This is a genomic window from Pantoea sp. Cy-640 (assembly GCF_011752635.1).
GTDB lineage: Bacteria > Pseudomonadota > Gammaproteobacteria > Enterobacterales > Enterobacteriaceae > Pantoea > Pantoea dispersa.
Map to the genome: position 1 here is coordinate 101,232 of NZ_VWXB01000003.1, position 25,651 is coordinate 126,882.

Consider the following 25,651-nt stretch of genomic DNA (forward strand, 5'->3'; position numbering starts at 1 on the left):
TTGCTCATTCTCCTGTCTATGATTGCCCCGCACTGCGGTTGAGCTCATAAAATATCGAATGACGCACCAAACGGAGCCTGCCGTCCACCCAACCGATAATCGCTTGCTTTGCAACGTTATCAAGCACCGGACGCAACGTTGAGTTAGGCTCCACCTATTTTGCAGGCGATGCTGCGGCGTCGCTCTCACGGCAGGCCAAAAGGCCTGCCGTTTTCGTTTTCAGCCTTTCTAACCTTGCCGGACTTCGCTAGCATGCCTGCAACTCACCTTAAAGGAAGCGCGGTTGTGAAGAGATGGCGTCTGTTTCCCCGATCCCTGCGGCAACTGGTTTTAATGGCCTTTCTGCTGGTGCTGCTGCCGCTGCTGGTGCTGGCATGGCAGGCGTGGGAAAGCCTTTCAGCATTGAGTAATCAGGCGGCGGACACTAACCGCAACACCTTCACCGACGTGCGTCGCAGCGAGGCGATGGCGCGTACGGCGCTGGAGCTGGAGCGTAGCTATCGCCAGTATTGTGTGCTGGGCGATGCCAGTCTGGCACGCCTGTATCAAACGCAGTGGAGCCGCTATGGCCAGATGCTCAGCAGCCATGCCGCCAGCCTGCCCGATTTGCCAACGTTCAAAATATTGCAGAGCGCGCTGCCGCAGCTGGAAAAGCTGCAGTGTGATAACGGCAATCTGCTGGCACCGGCGGCGAGCGCGCTGGAGGCATTCTCCGCCGCCAACACCCGCATGGTGCAGGCCACGCGTGAAGTGGTGTTTTCACGCGGCCTGCAGCTGCAGCGCGAAATTGCCGATCGCGGCCAGTTTTTTGGCTGGCAGGCGCTGATACTGTTTTTGATCAGTCTGGTGCTGGTGCTGCTGTTCACCGGCATGATTATCGGCCCGGTTAAGCGCGTCGAACGCATGATCAACCGACTGGGCGAGGGGAAAACGCTGGGCAATAGCGTCAGCTTTCGCGGGCCGCGCGAAATTCGCTCGCTGGGACAGCGCATAGTCTGGCTCAGCGAACGTCTTAGCTGGCTGGAAGCACAGCGGCATGAGTTTCTGCGCCACCTGTCGCACGAACTCAAAACGCCGCTGGCCAGCCTGCGCGAAGGCACCGAACTGCTGGCCGATCAGGTTGCCGGCCCGCTCAATGCGGAACAGCAGGAAGTTGTCGCCATTCTCGACACCAGCAGCCGTCATCTGCAGCGGCTGATTGAACAGTTGCTCGACTACAATCGCCGGCTGGCGGAGAGTCCAATGCGGCTGGAACCGGTGGCTATCGACGCTATCATTGATAGCGTCGTCAGGGTGCACTCACTGCCCGCCAGCGCGCGCCAGATGCACACGCATGTCGATCTGCAGGCCCGTTATTGTCTGGCGGAACCGACGCTGTTGCAGCGAGTGATTGATAACCTCTACTCGAACGCCGTGAACTACGGTAGCGAATCCGGTAACATCTGGCTGCAGAGCCAGCAGAAGGGCAACCAGGTGTGGATTGAGGTGGCGAACACCGGCACGCCGATTCCGGCTGAAGAGCAGGCGATGATCTTTGAGCCCTTTTATCAGGGGAGCCAGCAGCGCAAAGGGCCGGTGAAAGGCAGCGGGCTGGGATTAAGCATCGCCAAAGATTGCCTGCGCAGGATGCAGGGTGATTTGCAGTTGGTCACGCGCACGGACGCGGACGTCTGTTTTCGTATCATTTTGACTACCAGCGCCGGGAATGCCTGATTAATGAAACTCACATCCAGCCGATTTCTCGTCGGCGCACTGATCGCCATCGGCCTGAGCGCCTGTCAGGCGCCGCCCCAGAGCAGTACGCCGCGCGGTGCGGTGAACCTGCCGGAGCCGGACGTGCGCCTGGCGGATTATCTGGCCACCGATTGCCAGAATGTCTGGCAGATTGAAGCACCGGCGGCCATGAGCAATCCACTTTACTGGCAGCGCGCTATCGACTGCGGTGAGCGGCTGTCGGCGGCCGAAGCGCGGGCGGAAGCGCGGCGCTGGCCGGTACAGAACTGGGCGCGCGCCTTTAAGCAGGGCATCCTGCTGGCGAACGGCAACGTGACGCCGGTGGAGCGCCGTCAGTACGTTGATACGCTCGACAGCTACAGCGCGGATTATCCGGCGGCGGTGCGTCCGCTGCTGCAGCTGTGGCGCAGTAACCAGGCCGCGCAGCTGGAGCTGAGCGAGGCGCGCGGCCGCTACGCCGCGCTGCAGCAAAGCAATGACGCCGAACTGGATCGCCTGCGTCAGCAGCAAACGCAACTGCGGCAAACGCTGGACGATACCCAGCGTAAATTGCAGCGACTGACTGACATCGAGCGTCAGCTGTCATCGCGCAAAGCGCCGGACAGCGGCGACAGCACACACGGTGCCAGCGATGCCCAAAGCGAGGAGCAGTAACCATGAAACAGGCCGCACGCTTACTGCTGGTGGATGACGATCCGGGCTTACTCAAGCTGCTCGGTATGCGTCTCAGCAGTGAAGGCTATCAGGTAGCGACCGCGGCCAGCGGGCCGGAAGCCCTGCGTCATCTGCAGAAAGAGAAAGTCGATTTGGTGATCAGCGATCTGCGCATGGATGAAATGGATGGCCTGGCGCTGTTTGCTGAAATCCAGAAGCGCCATACCGGACTGCCGGTCATCATCCTGACCGCGCACGGCTCGATTCCGGACGCGGTAGCCGCCACGCAGCAGGGCGTGTTTAGCTTTCTGACCAAACCGGTCGATCGCGATGCGCTATACAAAGCGATTGACGAAGCACTGGCGCAGCGCGCGCCGGTCAGCGATGACGGCTGGCGCGAAGCGATCGTCACGCGTAATCCGCTGATGCTGCGGCTGCTGGAGCAGGCGCACATGGTGGCGCAATCTGACGTCAGTATATTGATTAACGGCCAGAGCGGCACCGGCAAAGAGGTGCTGGCGCAGGCGATTCATGCTGCCAGTCCGCGCGCCGGCAAACCTTTCATTGCCATCAACTGCGGCGCGCTGCCGGAACAGCTGCTGGAGTCCGAGCTGTTTGGCCACGCCAAAGGCGCCTTTACCGGGGCCGTAAGTGCGCGCGAAGGGCTGTTTCAGGCGGCGGAAGGCGGCACGCTGTTTCTCGATGAGATTGGCGACATGCCGCAGGCGCTGCAGGTGAAGCTTCTCCGCGTGCTGCAGGAGCGCAAAGTGCGCCCGCTGGGCAGCAACCGCGATCTCGACATCAACGTGCGCATCATCTCTGCCACGCACCGCGATCTGCCGAAGGCAATGGAGAAGAAAAGCTTCCGCGAAGATCTCTACTATCGTCTCAACGTGGTGAATCTCAGGATCCCGGCGTTGCATGAACGCGCCGAAGACATCCCGCTGCTGGCCAACCATCTGCTGCGCCAGTCGGCCGATCGCCACAAACCGTTTGTGCGCAGCTTCTCGGTCGATGCGATGAAACGGCTGGTGAGTGCCAGCTGGCCGGGAAATGTGCGCCAGCTGGTTAACGTGATTGAGCAGTGCGTGGCGCTTACTACGTCGCCGGTAATTAGTGACGCGCTGGTAGAGCAGGCGCTGGCTGGCGAGAACACGGCGCTACCGACCTTTGTCGAAGCACGCAACCAGTTTGAGCTTAACTATCTGCGCAAGCTGCTGCAGATGACCAAAGGTAATGTGACGCATGCGGCGCGTCTGGCTGGACGCAACCGTACCGAGTTTTATAAGCTGCTGTCGCGCCACGAACTGGACGCCAGCGAATTTAAAGAGTAGCTTGCTGCGGCAGCGTCAGGAACACTTATACTCATAGTTACCCGTCCATCATGGAGGGAGCGAAAAAAGGATCTGTGATGAAAAAGATCGATGCAATTATCAAACCATTCAAACTCGATGATGTGCGTGAAGCCTTAGCGGAAGTGGGCATCACCGGGATGACGGTCAGCGAAGTGAAAGGCTTCGGACGTCAGAAAGGCCACACCGAGCTGTACCGCGGTGCCGAATACATGGTCGATTTTCTGCCAAAAGTAAAAATCGAGATGGTGGTGGGCGATGATATCGTCGATACCTGCGTAGAAACCATCATGAAAACCGCGCAGACCGGTAAAATCGGCGACGGCAAAATTTTTGTCTTTGACGTGGCGCGCGTCGTGCGTATTCGTACCGGCGAGGAAGACGAAGAGGCCATCTGAGCCCTTCGCTCCTCACCAGACACAAAGCCTGCCGCGTGCAGGCTTTTTCATTTACAGCACCTTGTGCGGACCGAACACCTCGTAGTGAATGCGGTCGGCGCTGATGCCGGCGTCGGTCAGCTGGCGCGCGACAAACTGCATGAATGCCAGCGGGCCGCAAATCCAGAACTCACCCTCGGACTGGGTCAGGGCGGTTGAGACGGTGGCTAAATCCATCAGACCCTGCGCGTCGTAACGTCCCGCGTCGTCAGCTTGCGGCTGGCGATACCAGACGTGGCGGCTAAAGCGCGGTAGTTGCGCACCCAGCGCCGCGACTTCATCAGCAAACGCGTGCTGCGCGCCGTTTTCGCTAGCGTGCAGCCAGCATACTGCGGCCGGGTGCTGCTGCTCCGCCAGGCTGGCCAGCATGGCTAACAGCGGCGTTTGCCCGACGCCTGCTGAGATCAACGTCACCGGCGTCTGCGCCGCTGCCTGCAGGAAGAAATCCCCGGCCGGCGCGGCGCACTGCACGATATCGCCGACCTTCGCATGCTGATGCAGCCAGCCGGAGACGCTGCCCTGCGCTTCGTGTTTCACCGCAATGCGATAGGCTTTGCCATCCGGCAGATGCGTCAGCGAATACTGGCGGTGCTGAATGTAGTCGCTGTCCGCCGGGCGCAGACTGAGGGTCAGATACTGACCGGGCAGGAAGTCCGCCACCGTCTCTCCATCATTCGGCACCAGCTCAATGCTTTTAATTACCGAGCTCTGCGCGGTAATCGCACGGATGCGGAAATCGCGCGCGCCACGCCAGCCGCCGACCTTTTCTTCCGACGCACGGTAAATCGCTGCTTCACGCTGGATAAACACCTCAGCCAGCACGCCATAGGCTTTGCCCCACGCCGCCAGTACTTCATCGCCTGGATTGAGCAGCTCTTTAATCGTCGCCAGCAGGTTTTCCCCGACAATCGCGTACTGCGCCGGCTGAATATTCAGGCTGGCATGCTTCTGTGCAATTTTCTCCACCGCCGGCAGCAGCACCGCAAGATTTTCCAGGTTGCTGCCGTACGCGCAGATCGCGTTAAACAGCGCTTCACGCTGATTGCCGCTGCGCTGGTTGTTCATGTTAAACACGTTCTTCAGCTCGGGATGCTGCGTCAGCATCCGCTGATAAAAGTGACCGGTCAGCTGCGGGCCGAGTTGAGCAATCGCGGGCAGGGTAGATTTCACGGTGGCGATGGTTTGCGCGTCAAGCATGGGCTGATCCTCAGAGTAATTTTAAACATGTATTTTAAATGCATGTTATGCCTGTTGCCGCGCACTGTAAATCCCCCGTTTTGTCTGGGGTGACGAGTGTCAATCTGCTGGCGGGCGCGCAAAGCTGAAAAATTTTCCCGCTGCTGATGAACAAATCTCCGGTTTTCTTCCCCGGCTAAAAAGCGTAAAAATCCCGTGCCAGCGCCTTGCCAATCGTTTGCGTAAAAAGAGGGGATTGGCGCTACCGTCACCTGGCAAAACCGTTTACACTGTTGGCCTTCGCCCCCAGCCGGGGCTTAAACTGCCGTTAAAAAGTTGCTGAGTCAGGAGATGCGGATGTTAAAGCGTGATATGAACATTGCCGATTATGATGCCGAGTTGTGGCAGGCTATGGAGCAGGAGAAGGTGCGTCAGGAAGAGCACATTGAACTGATTGCTTCGGAAAACTACACCAGCCCACGCGTTATGCAGGCGCAAGGTTCACAGCTCACCAACAAATATGCCGAAGGCTATCCGGGCAAACGCTACTACGGCGGATGTGAATATGTGGATATCGTTGAGCAGCTGGCGATCGATCGCGCCAAAGCGCTGTTCGGCGCGGATTACGCTAACGTGCAGCCGCACTCCGGCTCCCAGGCTAACTTCGCGGTGTACACCGCGCTGCTGCAGCCGGGCGACACCATTCTGGGCATGAACCTGGCACACGGTGGTCACCTGACCCACGGTTCGCCGGTCAACCTGTCCGGTAAGCTGTACAACGTTATCCCTTACGGCATCGATGAAACCGGCAAAATCAATTACGAAGAGCTGGCCGAACTGGCGCAGACCCACAAGCCAAAAATGATCGTGGGCGGCTTCTCTGCTTACTCTGGCGTGTGCGACTGGGCCAAAATGCGTGAAATCGCCGACAGCATCGGCGCCTGGCTGTTTGTTGATATGGCCCACGTTGCCGGTCTGATCGCTGCTGATGTGTACCCGAACCCGGTACCGCACGCGCACATCGTGACCTCGACCACGCACAAAACGCTGGCCGGTCCGCGTGGTGGCCTGATTCTGGCGAAAAACGGCGACGAAGAGCTGTACAAGAAACTGAACTCCGCGGTGTTCCCGGGTGGTCAGGGCGGCCCGCTGATGCACGTTATCGCCGGTAAAGCCGTCGCGTTCAAAGAAGCCATGGAGCCGGAGTTCAAGGCTTATCAGCAGCAGGTCGCGAAGAACGCCAAAGCGATGGTGGAAGTGCTGCTGGAGCGCGGTTACAACATCGTCTCAGGTGGTACTTACAACCACCTGTTCCTGATCGATCTGGTGAGCAAAGGTCTGACCGGTAAAGAGGCGGATGCCGCTCTGGGCCGCGCTAACATCACCGTGAACAAAAACAGCGTACCTAACGATCCGAAGAGCCCGTTTGTGACCTCCGGTGTGCGTATCGGTACGCCAGCAGTGACCCGTCGCGGCTTCAAAGAAGCGGAAGTGCGCGAGCTGGCGGGCTGGATCGCTGACGTTCTCGACAATATCAACGACGAAGCCACTATCGAGCGCACCAAACAGAAAGTGCTGGATATCTGTGCCCGTCTGCCGGTTTATGCCTGATAAACGCTAAACCCGCAGTGTGATGAAGGATGGCGCAAGCCATCCTTTTTTTATTCCCTTTCGCAGGCGGCTTTGAGAAAGTAACGGCCATTCCGCGCACGGCGGAGCGTCAACAGGAGGAAACATGACCATCGGATCGGCCAGGTGGCTGGGACTGAGCTACTTCACCTACTTTTTCTGCTATGGCATCTATCTGCCGTTCTGGAGCGTGTGGCTGAAGGGCAACGGGCTGGATGCGGAAAAAATTGGTCTGCTGCTCGGCTGTGGCATGGTGGCGCGCTTTGCCGGCAGCCTGTTGATTGCTTCGCAGGTGAAAAATCCAGCGCAGCTGATTGTTGCGCTGCGCCTGCTGGCGCTGGTGACCTGTCTGTTCGCGCTCGGTTTCTGGCTGGGCGGTCAGTGGCTATGGCTGCTGCTGGTGATGATTGGTTTTAACCTGTTCTTCTCGCCGCTGGTGCCGCTGAGTGATGCGCTGGCGGCCACCTGGACACAGCAAATCGGGCTGGCCTATGGTCCGGTACGGCTGTGGGGCTCGCTGGCGTTTGTTATCAGCTCGGCGCTCACCGGTATGCTGGTCAGCGCCTGGTCATCGCAGGTGATTCTGCTGCTGTTGAGCGCAGGCGCGCTGGCGATGCTGTCCGGCATGCTGCTGCCGCCACAAACCCGACCGCAGGGTGAGCTACGCCAGGGCGCGAGCGGGGGCTGGGCGGCGTGGCGCGACCTGCTGCGCGAGAACAGCGTCTGGCGTTTCATGCTGTGCGTAACGCTAATGCAGGGCGCACACGCCGCGTATTACAGCTTCAGCGCCATCTGGTGGCAGGAAGCGGGCTACTCCGCGTCGGTCGTGGGCTACCTGTGGTCGCTGGGCGTGGTGGCCGAAATCGTGATTTTTGCCCTGAGTAACCGGCTGTTTCGCCGCTGGAGCGCGCGCGATCTGCTGCTGCTGTCCGGCGTTTGCGCGCTGGTGCGCTGGACGCTGCTGGGTGCCAGCACAGCGCTACCGCTGTTGATTGTGGCGCAGATTCTGCACTGCGGCAGCTTTACCGTCTGCCATCTGGCGGCGATGCGTTTTATCGCCGCGCGTAAAGGCGCAGAGGTGATTCGTCTGCAGTCGCTCTATTCGGCGCTGGCAATGGGCGGCGGCATTGCGGTGATGACGATGGTTTGCGGCGTGCTGTTTACTCACCTGCACGGCCAGCTGTTCTGGGTGATGGCGCTGGTGGCGCTGCCGGCGCTATTCCTGCGGCCACGCGCGGCTTAAGACTCCAGCAGCTGACGAATGCGCTGCTGCTGGTGATCGCTCAGCGGCAGCTCAGCGTGGATCAGCGGCGGCGAGTAGAGCGGCAGGGCGGTGGCGTAGGGCGTCACCACCAGCGCCACATCGCGCGGTGCGCCCTCACGCTGAAAGTGCAGCATATCCTGATAGGTAATATTGATCGGCAACAGCATCATTTCCCGCAGCTGCTGCTCCAGCAGCTGTTCCAGCGCCGCGTCAGCGCCGGTCAGTAACAGCACCTGTTTCTCCTGTAGCGCGCTCTCCTGCATCAGCCAGCCTCCAAACTGCACCGCCACCAGGCTTACTTCTTCCGCGCTAAACTGCGTGCCGAAATCGCTGCTGAAGTGCTGCAGCGCGCGCGCCGTGGTGCGCAGCAGGCGCGGATAGAGACGCGCCACGTCCAGCGCCACGCTGTTATCAATGCCGATGGCAAAGTGGCTACGATCCAGCGCCTGCGCCAGGTGAGTATAGAGCTGCAGCTTCAGCTGCTGCTGATTTTTGATGCGCGTCTGCGCCAGTTGCTCAAAGCGGGCGATCAGGGCTTCCACCGCGGCCATCAGCTTGTGTGCCTGACTATCTGCCAGCTGGCTGCCGTCTGGCGCGTGAATCAGGCTGAACAGCAGCGTCCAGAAATCGGTTTCGCTGACGTCCGGGGCCAGATGGCAACGTTTCTGCCAGTGATGGATCACGTCATCCGCTGCGCTGCGTTCGATCTTCGCCGCCAGCCAGGCGCGCTGGCGCTCGCTGAACAGCGCCGTCTGACGCTGACACAGCGCATATTTCATGAAGATTTGCAGAAACAGCCGGTCGCGCGGCGTGAAATCGCGCGCCAGCCGCAGGCTGCAGTGCTGGATCAGCGCCTGCAGATTGGTTTCATCCCACAGCGCTTTCTCAATTTTCAGCACCTTCAGCCGCTGGCGCAGTGCCGGCGCAAAATGCGTGCAGACGAAATCCTGCGACAGGCGCAGCGCGCGGCGCAGCCAGTGCAGCAGGCACAGACGCCGGTCCAGTTCCGTGCCATGAATGCGAAAGCTGCCATCCACCATCTGGTGTAATTCCAGCTGGTGAAAGCGCTGTATCTCATCTCCGACATCCGCGATATCCTGTCGGGCGACAACAGGGTCCACGCCATTTAACTGGCAGAGCTTTTCAAGCGTTAACGCGGGAGCAGGCAGAAACAGCAGCAGCAGCAGATGGCAACGACGCTGGGCGCGGCTGAAGAGGGGAGCAGTAGAATGCGCTGAACTCATCAATCGTGTTATCCGCAGGTCATTTTTCAGCTAAGAATAGCCAACTCCACGCGCTGACCCTGGCCTTTGTCATGACTTTTGTTCAGAGCTTCAGGGCGGGTCACAGTTTTTTCTGGCCCGGTATCCTTCTGACTTTAAAATTTGTTACTTTATAACATATGAAAATTGCGCTCGTTAGCTTTACGCTGTTGTTCAGCGGCGCCGTGTGGGCGCATCCACACAGCTTTATTGATATGCAGACCGAACTGCTCGGTAAGGACGATCATCTCAGCGCGATGAAGATGGTATGGACCATGGACGAGATCACCTCCGCCGATCTGCTGTACGATGCCGGCAACGCCAAACCCGGCGAGGTGGTGTGGAAAAAGCTGGCGGCGCAGGTAATGGCCAATGTACTGGGCCAGCACTATTTTACCGAAGTGTGGCAGGATAAAAATCGGGTGAAATTTCTCAACCTGCCGCAGGAGTATCAGCTGTCGCGCAAGGGCAACAAAGCAGTGCTGGAGTTCATTGTGCCGTTCGGCGAACCGCAGTCGTTAAGCGCCAGGCAGTACCGCATCCAGACCTTCGATCCCAGTTACTTTGTTGATATGTATTATGACAATCCGCAAGCCATCACCATGGATGAGACCGTGAAAGCCCATTGCCAGTTTGACTTACACACGCCCAAACCGGATGACTCGCTAAAACAGTACGCGCTGTCGCTGGATAAAGCTGACGCACCGCCCGAAGATATGGATCTCGGCCAGCAGTTTGCCCAGACGGTAACCCTGACATGTCGTTGATTTCACTGCCTGGCGCTTCCCGTCGCTGGTGGCCACTGTGGCTGCTGGCTGCGCTGCTGATTAGCGCGGGCGCGTTGCTGTGGCTGCACTGGCCGCAGATTCTGCTGCAAAGCGTACTGTGGCAGAAGGTTCTGCACCGTGAGATGACGCAGCTCCTGCAACAGGTGGCGCAGCAGCCGCAGCAGGCCGGTGTCACGCTGATGCTGTTCAGCCTTGCCTACGGCGTGCTGCATGCGCTGGGGCCGGGCCACGGCAAAGTGGTGATCAGCACCTTTCTCGCTACCCATCCGGCGCAGCTGAAAACCAGCATGAAGCTGACGCTGCTGGCGGCGCTGTTGCAGGGCACGGTGGCGATTGCTCTGGTGACGCTGATGCTGGTAGTGCTGCAAACCTCGTCGCGCCAGCTGCATCTCACCAGTTACTGGCTGGAGAAAGGCAGCTATTTGCTGGTGATGGCGCTCGGCGTCTGGGTGGGCTGGCGCGCGCTACAGGGGTTACGCCGCGCGTTCCGTCCGGCAACCGGGCTCCAGATTCGCGCGGTACGGCCGCATCATCAGCACCATGCTGACTGCGGCTGCGGTCATGCCCACCTGCCGAGCGCGCAACAGCTGGCCGGTGCGGTGAGCGGCAGAACCCAGGCGCTGGTGGTGCTGTCGATGGGGCTGCGGCCCTGTTCCGGTGCCATCATGATGCTGTTGTTTGCCAAAGTGATTGGCGTGTATGGCTGGGGCGTGGCCTCGGCGCTGACCATGTCGCTGGGCACCGCGCTCACCGTGTCGCTGCTGGGTTTGCTGGTGCAGCGCTCGCGCGTGCTGGCGGTGCGTCTCGGCAGGGTCAGCAGCAGAGGGGCAGCGCAATGGTTGTTGCCGGCCGTGATGCTGGCTGGCAGCCTGCTGTTGCTGCTGGCCGGCTTTATTTTATGGCACAGTGCTACGCCCGGCTTCGGTGGCGGTCTGCGTCCTTTTTAATTAATACGCTTTAAAAAATAAGCGCAGCATGTTCCCTGAATATGCTGCGTTTTTTTTTGCCCGCGACGCAGAGTTTAATTTCTCTTGCCCGCCGATCTGGTGAAAAGAGTTTTCTCTGTCTACGCTAGATAATATCAAAAAGGACAGGGTGTGCTCTTATATGCGTTACTCTTTATCGTCAATGTTTGTGAGGAAATAAATATGCCTGAAACCTGGACTAATAATGGCAGCACGGAAACGGTGGTGGAAACGCACGGCGGTTTACCGTTGAAACGCATTTCCTGGAGTGCCGTATTTGCAGGGGTGATAGCGGCATTAATCATTCATATTTTACTGGGGCTGCTGGGAACCGCGATCGGCGCCACGACCATCGATCCCCAGCAGGAACAAAATCCGCTGGAACATCTGGGGACCGGGGCGCTGATTTGGACCGGGGCCAGCATGCTGATTGCGCTGGCGGTCGGTAGCTACGTTGCCGGACGGCTGGCTCAGCGCGAAGGTGCGCTGCACGGTCTGCTGATGTTTGGTGTCAGTACCCTGATTACGCTGTGGCTGGCGATTTCCCTTGCCAGCGGTATTATCGGCGGTGCCTTTAATATTTTAGGCTCCGGTTTTAATGCCCTGGGTAACGGTATTTCTGCGGTAGCGCCATCGGTGACCAATATGGCGAAAGAGAAGCTGCAGGAAAATAATATCAACCTGGATGATTTGCAAAATGAATTGCAAACTACGCTGCGTCAGACCGGCAAACCGGAACTGCAGCCGGAAAATTTACAGCAGGATGTAAATAGCGAAGCGAATAATGCGCAAAACCAGGCGAAACAGACGGCACAGAATCCACAGAATGCCGACAATGATATTGCCAATTGGATCCGTGGTGTACTGAGTCGTCATGCCGATACGCTGCAGGCTGCAGACCGCGATGCGCTGAAAAACATTATTAAAGCGCGGACCGGAAAAAGCGATCAGGAAGCGGAACAGATCGTTAATCAGACTGAGCAAAGCTATCAACAGGCGATGCAGAAATATCAGCAGCTGAAGCAGGAAGCGGAGCAGAAAGCGCGGGAAGCCGCAGAGAAAGCCGCGGCGGCAACGGCGAAAGCCAGCTGGTTTGCCTTCTTCATGATGCTGATCGAGGCGGTGCTGGCGGCGGTCCTCGGCGGTGTCGGTCGGCGTACCCAGCCGCGCACCGTGTTAACCCACGAGCGTCGGTAACAAAGTCAGTAATAAAAAAGGCGGCTGATTTAGCCTAATGCCGATCAGTTAAGACAAAAATGATCGGTTGAACGATCCGGTCGCTGTGTGAAAATCCGTAATCTCTCATGGATGATTACGGATTTTTTTATGCTCCTCAGCCAGGCCCTTGACGCTGTTCTTAAGTTCTCACCGAAAGAGTTCTCTGCTCTTTCTGACCTGCTTTCCCCTGAACTCATTGACGAATGCCTGGCGGATACCGGCGTTGTCACGGTGCGAAAGCGCCGTCTGCCCATGGAAATGATGGTATGGGCCGTGACCGGCATGGCGCTTTTCCGCTCTCTTTCCATGAGTCAGCTAGTTTCCCACCTTGATATTGTCCTCCCGGGTAAACGTCCCTTCGTCGCACCCAGCGCGGTTGTGCAGGCACGTCAGCGGCTCGGGGCTGAAGCCGTCCGCCTGGTTTTTGAAAAGACCCGCCAGCTCTGGTTCGAAAAAACACCGATGTCGCACTGGAACGGCCTCACGCTGATGGCGGTGGACGGGACGCTGTGGCGAACGCCGGACACGCCGGAAAACGACGCCGCATTCGGCCGCACGGCCAATGAACACGCCCGTTCTGACTGGCCACAGCTGCGCATGGTCTGTCAGATGGAGGTCACCAGTCACCTGTTGTCGGGCGTTGCCTTCGGCAGCGTCTCTGAAACCAGCGAAGTTGAGCTCGCCGCCCGGCTGGCGGCGCAGACGCCTGCTCATTCCCTGACGATAATGGACAAGGGCTTCTATGCTCCGGGCCTCCTTCATCACTGGCAGACATCAGGCACCGAAAAGCACTGGATGATACCGCTGCGAAAAGGTGCTCAGTACCGGGTAAAAGAGAGGCTGGGTCCCGGACATGAGCTGGTTGAGCTGAGCCTGACGCCGCAGGCGCGGAAAAAATGGAGCGGCGCACCGGCCACGCTGACGGCAAGACTTATCAGTAAGGAAACCGGCGGCAGAACGGTACAGATAGTGACGTCCATGTGTGATCCGCTTCGCTATCCGAAAGCCGATATCGTGGACCTGTACGGTCATCGCTGGGAAATCGAGCATGGCTTCAGGGAGATGAAGCAGCACCTGCTGAATAATGAGCTGACGCTGAGAAGTAAAAAGCCGGAGCTGGTGCAGCAGGAGCTGTGGGGGGTGGCACTGGCGTATAACCTGCTGCGCTTTATGATGGCACAGATGGCATACAGCCTTAAAAATGTGGAGCCTTATCAGCTGGGCTTTAAACAGGCGGCGCTGTATCTGGCCGGTCAGCTGAGTCTGCTGCCTGCGGTTGCACCGGGAAGAATACCGAAGGTGATGAATGAAATAATGGCGATGGCGGGAAGCTTCGTATTACCCGGCCGTCGTCAGCGGCATTATCCGCGGGCGGTAAAAAAGAAACCGCAGCGTTATCCGCTGCGGCGTTCTTAAAAGCTTATCTGACAAGCATTAGGCTGATTTAGCCGCCTTTTTTTGCTTAGCGCTTCAGCGCTTCGCTCAGTTCTTCGCGCATGCTGGCCAGCATCGCCTTCACCACACGCGGGTTACCGGCCACCAGGTTGCCAGACAGCATATAGCCGTGGTTACCGGTGAAATCGGTCACCAGACCGCCCGCTTCACGCACCAGCAGTTCACCGGCAGCGAAATCCCATGGCTTCAGGCCAATCTCAAAGAAACCGTCAACGCGACCTGCGGCCACATAGGCCAAATCCAGCGCAGCAGAGCCGGTACGGCGGAAATCAGCGCACTGGGTAAACAGTTTTGCCACGATGTTGATGAACGGCGTGGCGTGCTGCTTCAGCTTGAACGGGAAGCCGGTAGCCAGAATGGTGCCGTCGAGGTCACGCGCCGTGCTGCCGCGCAGGCGATAGCCGTTAAGCTGCGCGCCCTGACCGCGTACAGCGGTGAACAGTTCGTTACGCATTGGATCGTAAACCACCGCCACTTCGGTGCGGCCTTTGATGCGCACGGCGATAGAAACAGCAAAGTGGGGCAGACGTTTGATGAAGTTGGTGGTGCCATCCAGTGGATCGATTACCCATTGAACATCCTGATCGTCGCCCGCCAGCTCACCGCTTTCTTCGGTGATGATGGTGTGTTGAGGGTAAGATTTGCGAATCACTTCGACAATCAGACGTTCTGCGTCGCGGTCAACATTGGTAACGAAGTCGTTGCTGCCTTTCTGGCTGGCTTCGACGGCGTCCGGGGTTTCATAATTCTTGGCAATTAAATTTCCGGCCTTGCGCGCTGCGCGCACGGCGATGTTGAGCATCGGATGCATCGGTATCTCTCACTGGATGTTAAAGAACGGGGTGAAAACGGCGCGGAGTATATCAGGGTGTTCAGCAAATGTCCTGCTTTTATGTTAGGATGCGCGCCATCATTTCCTTATCGCTATCTATTATGCTGCAAAATATCCGAATCGTACTGGTAGAAACCTCGCACACCGGCAACATGGGTTCCGTTGCCCGCGCCATGAAAACCATGGGCTTAAGCAACCTGTATCTGGTCAATCCGCTGGTGAAACCGGACTCGCAGGCTATTTCACTGGCTGCCGGTGCCAGCGATGTGATCGGTGAGGCGAAGATCGTCGATACGCTGGATGAGGCGATTGCCGGCTGTAGCCTGGTGGTGGGTACCAGCGCACGCTCGCGCTCGCTGCCGTGGCCGATGCTTGACTCGCGTGAATGCGGCATCAAAAGCGTGGAAGAGGGCCAGCAGGCGCCGGTGGCGCTGGTGTTTGGTCGCGAGCGCGTAGGCCTGACCAACGAAGAGCTGCAGAAGTGCCACTATCATGTCGCCATTCAGGCCAACCCGGAGTACAGCTCGCTCAACCTGGCGATGGCGGTGCAGATTATCGCCTATGAAGTGCGCATGGCGTGGCTGGACGCGCAGGAGAAAGCCAGTCCGCAGCCGCAGTACGAAGCCTCGCCGTATCCGCTGGTTGACGATCTGGAGCGCTTCTATCAGCACATCGAGCAGATGATGCTGAACAGCGGTTTTATCCGCCAGGGCACACCGAGCCAGGTGATGAGCAAACTGCGTCGCCTCTATACCCGTGCGCGTCCGGAGCGCGATGAACTCAACATTCTGCGCGGCATGCTGTCGTCGTTTGAAAAACCCAAAAACGACAAGGGTAATAGTTGAGTAAAACACCAGGTTAAATAGTTGAGCGAAATACTCGGTTAAATAGTTGACCAAAATACTCGGGAATGTCAGACTGGCCTCCATTCTTCAGATAACCCGCCGACTCGCTGGCGGACGCTTACGAGGTTGTATGCTATGAGACTGACATCCAAAGGACGTTATGCCGTAACCGCTATGCTGGACGTTGCCCTGCACTCGCACGAGGGCCCGGTACCGCTGGCCGATATTTCAGAGCGTCAGGGCATTTCGCTCTCCTATCTGGAGCAGTTATTCTCGCGTCTGCGTAAGCACGGTCTGGTGGCCAGCGTGCGGGGTCCGGGTGGCGGTTATCTGTTAGGCAAAGACGCCGGCGCGATTGCGGTCGGCGCGGTGATTACCGCGGTGGACGAATCCGTTGACGCCACCAAATGCCAGGGTAAAGAGGGTTGCCAGGGCGGCGAGCGCTGCCTGACCCACGTTCTGTGGCGCGACCTGAGCGAGCGCATCAGCGATTTCCTCAACAACATCACGCTGGCGGAACTGGTGAATAACCAGGAGATCCTCGACGTGGCCGATCGCCAGAACAGCGTTGACAACCGTCGCTTCCAGCAGCATCGCGTGCAGGAAACCATCAACGTCAATCTGCGCGCCTGATCCTCTCTCGTTCAGCCTCTGCTGTTAACCCAGGAGAGGCTGAATCGTGCTATAAAGACGTATGATTTTTTATACGGAGTTTTAGCGCAATGAAATTACCGATCTACCTGGATTACGCAGCGACAACGCCTGCGGATCCGCGTGTCGCCAGCAAAATGATGCAGTTCCTCACTTTGGATGGCACCTTCGGTAACCCCGCTTCCCGTTCCCACCGTTTTGGCTGGCAGGCTGAAGAGGCCGTTGACGTGGCACGCAACCAGGTTGCCGAACTGATCAACGCCGATCCACGCGAAATCGTGTTTACCTCCGGTGCCACCGAAGCCGATAACCTGGCGCTCAAAGGCGCGGCGCAGCAGCATCAGGCGCGCGGTAAACACATCATCACCAGTCAGACCGAACACAAAGCGGTGCTCGACAGCTGTGCCCAGCTGGCGCGCGAAGGCTTTGACGTCACCTTTCTGCAGCCCGGCGCGGACGGCATCGTCACGCCTGCGATGCTGGAAGCGGCACTGCGCGACGACACCGTGCTGGTGTCGCTGATGCACGTCAATAATGAAACCGGCGTGATTCAGGACATCGCCGCGCTGGGCGCGCTGTGTCACGCGCGCGACATCCTGTTCCACGTGGACGCCACGCAAAGCGTGGGCAAACTGCCGCTTGACGTCAGCGCGCTGCCGGTGGATTTGATGTCGTTCTCAGCGCACAAACTGTACGGGCCGAAAGGCATCGGCGCGCTGTGGGTGCGGCGTAAACCAAAACTGCAGATCGACGCGCAGATGCACGGCGGTGGTCACGAGCGCGGCATGCGTTCGGGGACCTTGCCGGTGCACCAGATTGTCGGCATGGGCGAGGCCTATCGCATCGCGCGCGAAGAGATGGCGGACGAGAGTGCGCGTCTGGCTACGCTGCGCCATCGTCTGTGGCAGGGCATCAGCACGCTAAGCGACGTACAGCTCAACAGTTCACTCGAACAGGGCGCGCCGAATATCCTCAATATCAGTTTTGCCCACGTCGATGGCGAATCGCTGATCATGGCGCTGAAAGATCTGGCGCTGTCGTCGGGATCCGCCTGTACTTCTGCCAGCCTTGAACCTTCCTACGTTCTGCGCGCCATGGGCGTGGATCAGCAGCTGGCCTACAGCTCGCTGCGCTTTTCGCTGGGTCGCTTTACCACGCAGGAAGAGATCGATTATGCCATCGGGGTGGTACATAAGGCGGTAACGCGCTTACGGGCGCTGACGCCGGCCACTTCCCGCTAAATTTTCGCCCTGCGCCGGTCAGTGCGCAGGGATAACAAACGCAAACGGAGCCACGCGATGACAACACAACCCATGACGATTACGCTCAGCTCCCAGGCCGCCGACGCGCGCTGGGGCGAGAAAGCCTTGCTGAGCAGCAATGAAAGTGGCATGACCGTTCACCTGACCGGTGCCGATGCGCTGATGAGCATTCAACGTGCCGGACGCAAGCTGGACGGTCAGGGCATCCGCCACGTCGCGCTGAGCGGCGAAGGCTGGGATCTGGAGAAATGCTGGGCGTTCTGGCAGGGTTTCCGCAGCCCGAAAGGCCAGCGTCAGGTCGAATGGCCGACGCTGAGTGAGGCCGATCAGGCCGAATTCGATCGTCGCCTGAAGATCGTTGACTGGGTGCGCGACACCATCAACCTGCCTGCGGAAGATCTGAGCCCGGAGCAGCTGGCGCACAGCGCCATCGATCTGATCAGCGAAGCAGGCGGTGACGCGGTGAGCTATCGCATCATCAAAGGTGAGGATCTGCGTGAGCAGGGCTATGCCGGAATTCATACCGTAGGCCGCGGCTCGACGCGTCCGCCAGTGCTGCTGACGCTGGACTTCAACCCCGGCGGCGACGATAGCACGCCGGTGTACGCCTGCCTGGTGGGCAAAGGCATCACCTTTGATACCGGCGGTTATAGCCTGAAGCAGAGCGCATTTATGGATTCGATGAAATCCGATATGGGCGGCGCGGCAACGGTAACCGGTGCGCTGGCGCTGGCGATTGCGCGCGGCCTGGATAAACGCGTGAAGCTGTTCCTGTGCTGCGCCGATAACATGGTAAGCGGCAACGCGTTCCGCCTTGGCGACATCATCCGCTATCGCAACGGGAAATCCGTTGAAGTGATGAACACCGACGCCGAAGGGCGTCTGGTACTGGCCGACGGGCTGATCGACGCCAGCGAACAGCGTCCGCAGCTGCTGATTGATGCGGCCACGCTGACCGGTGCCGCGAAAACCGCGCTGGGCAACGATTACCATGCGCTGTTTACCTTTGACGACGTGCTGGCGGAGTCGCTGCTGGGCAGCGCCACCAGCGAGAATGAAGCTTTCTGGCGTCTGCCGCTGGCCGAATTCCACCGCAACCATCTGCCGTCCAACTTTGCCGATCTGAATAACATCGCCAGCGCAGCCCACGCGGCGGGCGCCAGCAGCGCGGCGGCGTTCCTCTCATGGTTCGTCAGCAACTATCAGCAGGGCTGGCTGCACATTGACTGCTCCGCGACCTATCGCAAAAGCGCGGTCGATCAGTGGTCCGCCGGTGCGACAGGCCTTGGCGTGCGTACCATTGCCAATCTGTTACTGAAATAATCCCGACAACGGCAGGCTGCAACCTGCCGTCTTTTTTGGAAGCCTATCCCTTATGAGTAACCGTCTTGAAGAGGTGCTGAAGCTGGCGGCCACCGAGCCTGCGCACCGTCCGGAATTTTTTCAGCTATTGCTGGAGGCCGATGTCTGGGTGCCGGGCGAAAGTCCCGCGGAGCAGTTTGATGCCACCTCGCCGGTAGAATTACAGCACTGGGAGAAAGAGGGCGGCGGCAGCGTGATCCCTTTCTTTACCTCAGAAGCAGCGATGAGCGAAGCCATCCAGGGTGAGCAGCCGTACCTGCGTTTACCGACGCGCACGCTGTTTGAAATGACGCTGGGCGAAACGCTGTTCCTCAATCCAAAACTGCCGGCCGGCAAAGAGTTTTCACCCGGTGAGATCGCGCATCTGCTGGGCGAAGAGGGCAGTGCGCTGAGCCAGCAAACGGTGCTGGAGGGCGGTCATGCATTGCTGCTGTCCGAAGTGGCCGAGCCGCCAGCGCAGATGATCGATTCGCTGACCCAGCTGTTTGCGAAATACAAACAGGTGCGTCGCGCCTACGTTGCCAGCATTCGTGAGCGTGCCGATGAACAGGCGAATCTGTTGATTGGGATTGAAGCCGACAGCGATATTGATGCGATTATTCAGGCGGCCGGCAGCGTGGCGACCGATACGCTGCCCGATGACGCGCCAATTGATATCTGTGAAGTGGTCAGCAACGAGCAGGGTGTCAGCCATTTCTTCACCGCGCACATTACGCCGTTTTATGAGCGCCGCTGGGGCAGTTTCCTGCGCGATTTCAAAGGCAGCCAGCGGATTATTTAGTGCCGGTGCGCATCAGTGCGCCGGTAAATCGCACCGATGCCATGTAGGGTCGCCGTTTACGGCGACCGGTTACACGCACCACATCCGACACTTATTTCTCAATCGGTAAATCGTCGCGGCTGCCCCATTCTCCCCACGAACCGTCGTACAGCGTCACGTCACGCACGCCCAGCGCGGTCAGCGCCAGAATCACCACCACCGCCGTCACGCCGGAGCCGCAGCTGGCGACAATCGGCTGATCCAGCTTAATGCCTGCCTTTGCAAACAGATCGCGCAGCTCGGCGGCCGGTTTCAGCTCACCGTTGGCCACCAGATCGTTCCACGGCATATTCAGGCTGTGCGGGATATGGCCGCGCAGCAGGCCGGGACGCGGCTCATCCACTTCGGCATTGAAACGGTTGGCCGCGCGCGCATCGACAATCTGCGCGCCGCCCTCGTGGCTGATCAGCAGCACATCGGTCAGGCGCTTTACCTGGCTACTGTCGTACTGTGCGTCGAACTCGCCTTCAGGCAGATTTATCGGACCGGTAGCCAGGCTGAAGCCAGCGGCTTTCCAGCCCTGCAGGCCGCCCGCCAGAATCGACACCTGCTCACAGCCAAAGGCGCGCAGCATCCACCAGGCGCGCGGCGCGGAGAACAGATTGCCTTCGTCGTACACCACCAGATGCTTATCCTGGCTGATGCCCAGCTCGCGCATCGCCACGGCAAAGGTCTCTGCGCGCGGCATCATATGCGGATACGGACTGGTGTGATCGGACAGCGCTTCGATGTTGAAAAAAGGCGCATCCGGCAGATGCCCGGCCAGATACTCCGCCGTGATATCGCGCACCACTTCCTGACCTGGCGGCAGCATGCGGGCATCCAGCACCTGCAAACGCTCTTCGTGGTAATGTTCATTCAACCAATCAGCGGACACAAACATGGCTGTCATAGCAACCTCTTCTCCATCAGCGGCAAAGGCCCAGTGTCCGGGAATGTGAAGGCTATCTCAAGGGTAACATTGCTAAAGTTGGCGGCTTGATGTGAAATTGCGCAGCACAACACGTTTAACCTTTTGGGGCTGGTGAGGGAATTACCATGGCAAGATGTGTAAAACGACTGCTGTTCAGCGTGCTGATCGGCGGCGCATTACTGGGCGGCGCGCAGCCGTCGCTGCAGGCGGCTGATATGCCTGCGCCGCAGGCCGCGACACGCGCTCTTGAGGTGATCGACCTGTCCGAGCTGCAGCTGGACGGCGCGGCGGCGCTGGTACTGACCTTCAACCGCGCGCTCGACGGTCAGCAGGATTTCAACCACTGGATCAGCCTCACCGATGACAGCAGCGGCAAGGTCGACGGAGGCTGGGAGCTGGCGCAGAACGGCAAAGTGCTGCGCTTCCGTCATCCGCAGCCGGCGCGCAAGCTCACCGTCACCGTCAATGCCGGCCTGAAGGCCGCGGATGGCAGTGCCTTAGCCAGCCCATTCAGCCAGACACTCACCACGCGCGACATCCAGCCGATGGTCGGTTTCGCCAGTCGTGGCTCGCTGCTGCCGCTGCGCCTGGCGCAGGGACTGCCGGTGCTGGCGCTCAACGTTAACCAGATCGATGTTGATTTCTTCCGGGTGAAAAATGCCTCACTGGCAGATTTTCTCGCCCAGTGGAATTACGGCAACAATTTGTCGTACTGGGAATCGCGCGATCTGCTGAAAAACGCCGATCTGGTTTACAGCGGCCGCTTCGATCTCAACCCGGCACGCAATACGCGGGAAAAAATGCAGCTGCCGCTCGGCGACGTCGCGGCGCTGAAACAGCCGGGTGTCTATCTGGCGGTGATGAAGCAGGCCGGCACCTACAACTACACGCAACCGGCGACACTGTTCACCCTGAGCGACATTGGTCTGTCGCTGCACCGTTTTCCCACCCAGTTGGAACTGTTTACACAAAGCCTCGCCAGTGGCGATCCGCTAGCGGATGTCAGCGTGCAGTTACTGGATGAAAAAGGCCAACAGCTGGCGAGCGGCAGCAGCGACAGCGAGGGGCATCTGCGTTTAGCGGCTAACGCCAAAGGCAAGCTGCTGCTGGCGACCAGTAAAGGCCAGACTTCGCTCATCGACCTTAATCGCCCGGCGCTGGATCTGGCCGAATTCCCGATTGATGGCCCGCAAGGCTACGACAAACAGTTCTTCATTTTTGGCCCGCGCGATCTCTATCGCCCTGGCGAAACGGTGATCGTTAATGCGCTGCTGCGCGATGCCGATGGCAAACCACTGCCGCCGCAGCCGGTGAAAGCTGAAGTGGTGCAGCCGAATGGTGAAGTGGCACAAACCTTCGTCTGGCAGCCAGAGAACGGCGTTTATCAACAACGTTTTGCCTTACCGGCCTCGGCGATGACCGGTAAATGGACGCTGCGTATTAACAGCGGCGACAACCAGCCGCGCAGCTGGCCGTTCAATGTAGAAGATTTCCTGCCAGAACGGATGGCGCTGTCGCTTAAAAGCAACACTCAGCCACTGTCGCCAGATGCCGACGTCACCTTTGATATCGAAGGTCGCTATTTGTATGGCGCGCCAGCGGCAGGCAACGAACTGCAAGGCCAGCTGTTCCTGCGCCCGGCGCGTGAAGCGGTCGCTGCGTTGCCAGATTACCAATTTGGCGACATCACTGAGGAACTGAAACGAAGCCTTGATGATGTGGATGAAAAGCTGGACGACAGCGGCAGGCTGCAGCTTAAGGTCGAAAGCAGCTGGGCGGAGAGCCACTCTCCGCTCAACCTGATTTTGCAGGCCAGCCTGCTGGAGACCGGCGGTCGTCCGGTAACGCGCCGCACCACGCAAGCGATCTGGCCTGCGGCCACGCTGCCGGGCATTCGTCCGTTGTTTAACAGCGAATCGGTGTACGACTATCGCACCGATCGTTATAACGATGAGCCAACCGTGCCGGAAAACAGCCTCGCCGAATTTGACGTGGTTTACGCCAATGCGCAGGGCGAAAAGCTGGCGGCGCAGGACCTTGATGTGCGTTTGATCCACGAACGTCGCGACTACTTCTGGAGCTTCTCCGACAGTGAAGGCTGGCAGTCACGTTACGATGAAAAAGATCTGCAGGAAGAGCAGCAGCGCATCAGCATTGCGGCGGGCGGCAGCCAGAAAGTCAGCTTCCCGGTAGAGTGGGGCACCTATCGTCTTGAAGTGCATGCCGGTGACAACGTCGTCAGCAGCGTGCGTTTCCAGGCAGGTTACTGGTGGCAGGACAACACCAACGGCACCGGCGCGCTGCGTCCGGATCAGGTCAAACTGAAGATCGACAAAGCCGCCTATCAACCCGGCGACACCGCGCGTGTCACGGTGGAATCCCCGGCGGCCGGCAAAGGCTATCTGCTGGTGGAGTCGAGCAGCGGCACCTTGTGGTGGCAACCGCTGGATGTACCGGCGGGCGGCGCAACCATTAATGTGCCAGTCAGTGCGGAGTGGAAACGCCACGATCTGTATCTCAGCGCGATTGTGGTGCGCGACGGCGACAAAGCGAACGGCACCACGCCAAAACGCGCGGTCGGCTTGTTGCATCTGCCGATGGCAACCGCCGCGCGCCGCCTGACGCTGGCGCTTGAGGCACCGGACAGGATTCGGCCGGAACAAACCGTGCAAGTCAAGGTTAAAGCCCGCGGGGAGGGCGGTGCGCTGCCGCAGCAGGTGCAGGTGTTGCTGTCGGCGGTGGACAGCGGCGTGCTGAGCATTACCGACTATGCCACCCCCGATCCGTGGAACGGCTTCTTTGGCCGCAAGCGCTACAACGCCGATCAGTATGACGTGTTCGGACAGTTGATTGAGGGCGGTGGCAAACTGGCGGCGCTGCGTTTTGGCGGTGACGGGGATGATGCCGATGCGCTGTCGCGCGGCGGTAAAAAGCCGGTCACCGAGGCGCAGATTGTGGCGCAGCAGCTGCAACCGGTGACGCTGGATGCCAGCGGCGAGGGCACGCTGGAACTGCCGGTACCGGCCTTCAACGGCGAGCTGCGGCTGATGGCGCAGGTGTGGAGCGAAGACAGTTTCGGCGCGGCGGATCGTAAAATGGTGGTCGCCGCACCGCTGGTAAGCGAACTGGCGACGCCGCGCTTTCTTGCCAGCGGCGATCAATCAACACTGGCGCTGGATTTGACCAACCTTACCGATCAACCTCAAACGTTGAACGTCGCGGTTAACGCCAGCGGCTTGATTGCAGTCAACGGCCAAATCCCGGGCAAAGTGCAGCTGGCGAAAGGGGCGCGTACCACGCTGGCGATTCCGGTTAAAGCGCAGGACGGTTTTGGTGAGGGCGACGTGCAGGTGACCGTTTCGGGGCTGACCCTGCCGAACGAGACGCTGGCACCGAGCATGCGCCGCTGGAAGATTGGCGTGCGTCCGGCTTATCCGGCGCAAACCCTGAGTTTCGATAACGTAATGAACAGCGGGCAGCGCTGGCAGGTGATGGCAAGCGCTTTCAACGGCCTGCAGGCCAGCACGCTGAGTGGCCAGCTGTCGCTGAGTTCTCAGCCGCCGCTGAATATCGCCAGCTACATCAGCCAGCTTTACGCTTATCCCTATGGCTGTCTGGAGCAGACCGCCAGCGGCATCTGGCCTTCACTTTTCACCAATCATGCCCAGCTTAGCGCGATGGGCATCAAAACCAGCAGTGATGAGGCGCGCCGCGCGGCAATTGACACCGGCATTGCGCGCCTGGCCGGCATGCAGCGCGGTAACGGCAGCTTTGGCCTGTGGAGCAAAGAGAGCAGCGAGGAGTTCTGGCTCACCGCTTACGTCACTGACTTCCTGCTGCGCGCCAGCGAAGCGGGCTACAGCGTGCCGGAGGGCGTGATTAATCGCGCCGACCAGCGCCTGCTGCGTTATTTGCAGGATCCGGCGCAAATCGAAACCAGCTGGAGCAGCGATGCCGATGCGCTGCGTTTTAGCGTGCAGGCCTATGCGGGGCTGGTGCTGGCGCGTCAGCAGCAGGCGCCGCTCGGCGCGCTGCGGGCGCTGTATGACCAACGCGCCCAGGCGAAGTCCGGACTGGCGCTGGTGCAGCTTGGCGTGGCGCTGCAGCAGATGGGCGATACGCAGCGCGCGCAGCTGGCGCTGATGCAGGGCATCGCGCTGCAACGCCAGCCTGACATGTGGCTGGGCGATTACGGCAGTCCGCTGCGTGACCGCGCGCTGACCCTGACGCTGCTGACGGAAAATCAGCTGCTGCCGGAGCAGCAGGGGCCATTGCTGATTGAACTGGCGCAAACGCTGCACGGGCAGCGCTGGTTCTCCACCCAGGAGAACAATGCGCTGTTCCTCGCTGCGCGGACGCTGCAGCAGCATCCGGGTGAAGCCTGGCAGGCCACACTGCAGAACCAGCCGCTGCGCAGCAATCGGCCGCTGAGTCTCGGGCTGAGCGCGCAGCAGTTGCAGCAGGGCCTGACGGTGACCAGCTACACGCCGTCGCCGCTGTACGGCACGCTCAATGTGGTCGGCTATCCGCGCACTGCGCCGTCACCGGTCAGCAACGTGCTCAGCATCAGTCGCGAATACTTCACGCTGGACGGCAAACCGGCCGATCTCAATAACCTTAAGAGCGGTGAGCTGCTGGTGGTGCGGCTGAAGGTGGGTGCCAGTCAGCGCGTCAGCGATGCGCTGGTGGTGGATCTGCTGCCGGCCGGACTGGAGCTGGAAAATCAAAACCTGAGCGACAGCAGCGCCAGCCTGGGCGACAGTGCCGATGCGCTGAAAGAGAGCATGATGGACATGCAGCAGGCCAACATCAAACATCTTGAGTTTCGCGACGACCGCTTTGTCGCCGCGCTGGCGCTGGATGGCTACACGCCCGGCACGCTGCTGTATCTGGCGCGTGCGGTGACGCCGGGCAGTTATCGTCTGCCGCCACCGCAGGTGGAGTCGATGTATGTGCCCGCGTGGCGCGCCATCGGCACCACGCCGGAAAAACTTCATGTGCGTTAAGCGCCCGTGACGCTGGGCCACCGACG

20 protein-coding genes are annotated in these 25,651 nt (G+C 59.5%); 16 read left to right on the forward strand and 4 right to left on the reverse strand.

Annotated features, from left to right (window positions below; all coding sequences use genetic code 11):
- Positions 1–285: 285 nt before the first annotated feature.
- The 4 genes from F3J36_RS09320 to glnB all read left to right on the forward strand — a co-directional run bounded on the left by F3J36_RS09320 (position 286) and on the right by glnB (position 4,138).
- On the forward strand, positions 286–1,713 hold the full coding sequence (locus tag F3J36_RS09320) for a HAMP domain-containing sensor histidine kinase (protein ID WP_166719560.1): 1,428 nt from the start codon (positions 286–288) through the stop codon (positions 1,711–1,713).
- A 3-nt stretch (positions 1,714–1,716) separates the two neighbouring features.
- A complete protein-coding gene (gene qseG, locus F3J36_RS09325) occupies positions 1,717–2,388 on the forward strand; it encodes a two-component system QseEF-associated lipoprotein QseG (protein WP_021506537.1) in 672 nt (223 codons plus the stop codon).
- Between the two features lie 2 nt (positions 2,389–2,390).
- Positions 2,391–3,722, forward strand: coding sequence for a two-component system response regulator GlrR (glrR, locus tag F3J36_RS09330; RefSeq protein ID WP_125309206.1), 1,332 nt, complete (start codon positions 2,391–2,393; stop codon positions 3,720–3,722).
- Between the two features lie 77 nt (positions 3,723–3,799).
- The gene (glnB, locus tag F3J36_RS09335) at positions 3,800–4,138 is read left to right on the forward strand and encodes a nitrogen regulatory protein P-II (RefSeq protein ID WP_007886217.1); all 339 of its coding nucleotides are present in this window, start codon (positions 3,800–3,802) and stop codon (positions 4,136–4,138) included.
- A gap of 51 nt (positions 4,139–4,189) precedes the next feature.
- Here glnB and hmpA read toward each other — a convergent pair whose 3' ends face one another.
- Positions 4,190–5,374 carry an NO-inducible flavohemoprotein gene (hmpA, locus tag F3J36_RS09340; protein ID WP_166719561.1) on the reverse strand — a complete coding sequence of 395 codons (1,185 nt, stop codon included), beginning with the start codon at positions 5,372–5,374 and terminating at the stop codon, positions 4,190–4,192.
- 336 nt (positions 5,375–5,710) lie between these two features.
- Between hmpA and glyA the strand changes: the two genes are divergently transcribed.
- Both glyA and F3J36_RS09350 read left to right on the forward strand, forming a co-directional pair.
- Positions 5,711–6,964: a serine hydroxymethyltransferase gene (gene glyA, locus F3J36_RS09345; RefSeq protein ID WP_021506540.1), complete on the forward strand. Its 1,254-nt coding sequence runs from the start codon at positions 5,711–5,713 to the stop codon at positions 6,962–6,964.
- Positions 6,965–7,088: 124 nt separating this feature from the next.
- Positions 7,089–8,225 (forward strand): 3-phenylpropionate MFS transporter, encoded by a 1,137-nt coding sequence (locus tag F3J36_RS09350; protein ID WP_166719563.1) that lies wholly within the window; start codon positions 7,089–7,091, stop codon positions 8,223–8,225.
- Here F3J36_RS09350 and csiE read toward each other — a convergent pair.
- A complete protein-coding gene (csiE, locus tag F3J36_RS09355; protein WP_058770857.1) occupies positions 8,222–9,490 on the reverse strand; it encodes a stationary phase inducible protein CsiE in 1,269 nt (422 codons plus the stop codon). The two genes, F3J36_RS09350 and csiE, sit on opposite strands and share 4 nt — an antisense overlap.
- Before the next feature lie 158 nt (positions 9,491–9,648).
- On the opposite strand from csiE, the gene F3J36_RS09360 reads away from it, so the two are divergent.
- The 4 genes from F3J36_RS09360 to F3J36_RS09375 all read left to right on the forward strand — a co-directional run bounded on the left by F3J36_RS09360 (position 9,649) and on the right by F3J36_RS09375 (position 13,895).
- Positions 9,649–10,275 (forward strand): DUF1007 family protein, encoded by a 627-nt coding sequence (locus F3J36_RS09360; protein ID WP_166719564.1) that lies wholly within the window; start codon positions 9,649–9,651, stop codon positions 10,273–10,275.
- Positions 10,266–11,243 carry a nickel/cobalt transporter gene (locus F3J36_RS09365; protein WP_166719565.1) on the forward strand — a complete coding sequence of 326 codons (978 nt, stop codon included), beginning with the start codon at positions 10,266–10,268 and terminating at the stop codon, positions 11,241–11,243. The genes F3J36_RS09360 and F3J36_RS09365 overlap by 10 nt, the downstream gene beginning before the upstream one ends.
- A gap of 201 nt (positions 11,244–11,444) precedes the next feature.
- Positions 11,445–12,458, forward strand: coding sequence for a hypothetical protein (locus tag F3J36_RS09370; RefSeq protein ID WP_058758290.1), 1,014 nt, complete (start codon positions 11,445–11,447; stop codon positions 12,456–12,458).
- A 129-nt stretch (positions 12,459–12,587) separates the two neighbouring features.
- Positions 12,588–13,895, forward strand: coding sequence for an IS4 family transposase (locus F3J36_RS09375; protein ID WP_166719739.1), 1,308 nt, complete (start codon positions 12,588–12,590; stop codon positions 13,893–13,895).
- Between the two features lie 46 nt (positions 13,896–13,941).
- Here the strand turns inward: F3J36_RS09375 and suhB are convergent, their stop codons facing one another.
- Positions 13,942–14,745 carry an inositol-1-monophosphatase gene (suhB, locus tag F3J36_RS09380; RefSeq protein WP_058758291.1) on the reverse strand — a complete coding sequence of 268 codons (804 nt, stop codon included), beginning with the start codon at positions 14,743–14,745 and terminating at the stop codon, positions 13,942–13,944.
- A gap of 122 nt (positions 14,746–14,867) precedes the next feature.
- Between suhB and trmJ the strand changes: the two genes are divergently transcribed.
- The 5 genes from trmJ to sseB all read left to right on the forward strand — a co-directional run bounded on the left by trmJ (position 14,868) and on the right by sseB (position 19,667).
- The gene (trmJ, locus tag F3J36_RS09385; protein ID WP_031279390.1) at positions 14,868–15,611 is read left to right on the forward strand and encodes a tRNA (cytosine(32)/uridine(32)-2'-O)-methyltransferase TrmJ; all 744 of its coding nucleotides are present in this window, start codon (positions 14,868–14,870) and stop codon (positions 15,609–15,611) included.
- A gap of 135 nt (positions 15,612–15,746) precedes the next feature.
- Positions 15,747–16,244, forward strand: a complete 498-nt coding sequence (gene iscR / locus F3J36_RS09390) for a Fe-S cluster assembly transcriptional regulator IscR (protein WP_031279392.1) — start codon at positions 15,747–15,749, stop codon at positions 16,242–16,244.
- Positions 16,245–16,333: 89 nt separating this feature from the next.
- Positions 16,334–17,503, forward strand: coding sequence for an IscS subfamily cysteine desulfurase (locus tag F3J36_RS09395; RefSeq protein WP_166719566.1), 1,170 nt, complete (start codon positions 16,334–16,336; stop codon positions 17,501–17,503).
- 57 nt (positions 17,504–17,560) lie between these two features.
- Positions 17,561–18,847, forward strand: coding sequence for an aminopeptidase PepB (gene pepB / locus F3J36_RS09400; protein ID WP_166719567.1), 1,287 nt, complete (start codon positions 17,561–17,563; stop codon positions 18,845–18,847).
- 52 nt (positions 18,848–18,899) lie between these two features.
- Positions 18,900–19,667 carry an enhanced serine sensitivity protein SseB gene (gene sseB, locus F3J36_RS09405; RefSeq protein WP_058758294.1) on the forward strand — a complete coding sequence of 256 codons (768 nt, stop codon included), beginning with the start codon at positions 18,900–18,902 and terminating at the stop codon, positions 19,665–19,667.
- 91 nt (positions 19,668–19,758) lie between these two features.
- Here the strand turns inward: sseB and sseA are convergent, their stop codons facing one another.
- Entirely contained in the window at positions 19,759–20,598 is an 840-nt protein-coding gene (sseA, locus tag F3J36_RS09410; RefSeq protein ID WP_166719568.1) for a 3-mercaptopyruvate sulfurtransferase, read from the reverse strand.
- A 146-nt stretch (positions 20,599–20,744) separates the two neighbouring features.
- On the opposite strand from sseA, the gene F3J36_RS09415 reads away from it, so the two are divergent.
- A complete protein-coding gene (locus F3J36_RS09415; RefSeq protein WP_166719569.1) occupies positions 20,745–25,625 on the forward strand; it encodes an alpha-2-macroglobulin in 4,881 nt (1,626 codons plus the stop codon).
- Positions 25,626–25,651: the final 26 nt, after the last annotated feature.

Excerpts from the sequence above, each read along its gene's own strand:
- qseG (WP_021506537.1), top strand. The coding sequence starts at position 1,717 with ATGAAACTCACATCCAGCCGATTTCTCGTCGGCGCACTGATCGCCATC.
- glrR (WP_125309206.1), top strand. The coding sequence starts at position 2,391 with ATGAAACAGGCCGCACGCTTACTGCTGGTGGATGACGATCCGGGCTTA.
- glnB (WP_007886217.1), top strand. The coding sequence starts at position 3,800 with ATGAAAAAGATCGATGCAATTATCAAACCATTCAAACTCGATGATGTG.
- hmpA (WP_166719561.1), bottom strand. The coding sequence starts at position 5,374 with ATGCTTGACGCGCAAACCATCGCCACCGTGAAATCTACCCTGCCCGCG.
- glyA (WP_021506540.1), top strand. The coding sequence starts at position 5,711 with ATGTTAAAGCGTGATATGAACATTGCCGATTATGATGCCGAGTTGTGG.
- F3J36_RS09350 (WP_166719563.1), top strand. The coding sequence starts at position 7,089 with ATGACCATCGGATCGGCCAGGTGGCTGGGACTGAGCTACTTCACCTAC.
- csiE (WP_058770857.1), bottom strand. The coding sequence starts at position 9,490 with ATGAGTTCAGCGCATTCTACTGCTCCCCTCTTCAGCCGCGCCCAGCGT.
- F3J36_RS09360 (WP_166719564.1), top strand. The coding sequence starts at position 9,649 with ATGAAAATTGCGCTCGTTAGCTTTACGCTGTTGTTCAGCGGCGCCGTG.
- F3J36_RS09365 (WP_166719565.1), top strand. The coding sequence starts at position 10,266 with ATGTCGTTGATTTCACTGCCTGGCGCTTCCCGTCGCTGGTGGCCACTG.
- F3J36_RS09370 (WP_058758290.1), top strand. The coding sequence starts at position 11,445 with ATGCCTGAAACCTGGACTAATAATGGCAGCACGGAAACGGTGGTGGAA.
- F3J36_RS09375 (WP_166719739.1), top strand. The coding sequence starts at position 12,588 with ATGCTCCTCAGCCAGGCCCTTGACGCTGTTCTTAAGTTCTCACCGAAA.
- suhB (WP_058758291.1), bottom strand. The coding sequence starts at position 14,745 with ATGCATCCGATGCTCAACATCGCCGTGCGCGCAGCGCGCAAGGCCGGA.
- trmJ (WP_031279390.1), top strand. The coding sequence starts at position 14,868 with ATGCTGCAAAATATCCGAATCGTACTGGTAGAAACCTCGCACACCGGC.
- iscR (WP_031279392.1), top strand. The coding sequence starts at position 15,747 with ATGAGACTGACATCCAAAGGACGTTATGCCGTAACCGCTATGCTGGAC.
- F3J36_RS09395 (WP_166719566.1), top strand. The coding sequence starts at position 16,334 with ATGAAATTACCGATCTACCTGGATTACGCAGCGACAACGCCTGCGGAT.
- pepB (WP_166719567.1), top strand. The coding sequence starts at position 17,561 with ATGACAACACAACCCATGACGATTACGCTCAGCTCCCAGGCCGCCGAC.
- sseB (WP_058758294.1), top strand. The coding sequence starts at position 18,900 with ATGAGTAACCGTCTTGAAGAGGTGCTGAAGCTGGCGGCCACCGAGCCT.
- sseA (WP_166719568.1), bottom strand. The coding sequence starts at position 20,598 with ATGACAGCCATGTTTGTGTCCGCTGATTGGTTGAATGAACATTACCAC.
- F3J36_RS09415 (WP_166719569.1), top strand. The coding sequence starts at position 20,745 with ATGGCAAGATGTGTAAAACGACTGCTGTTCAGCGTGCTGATCGGCGGC.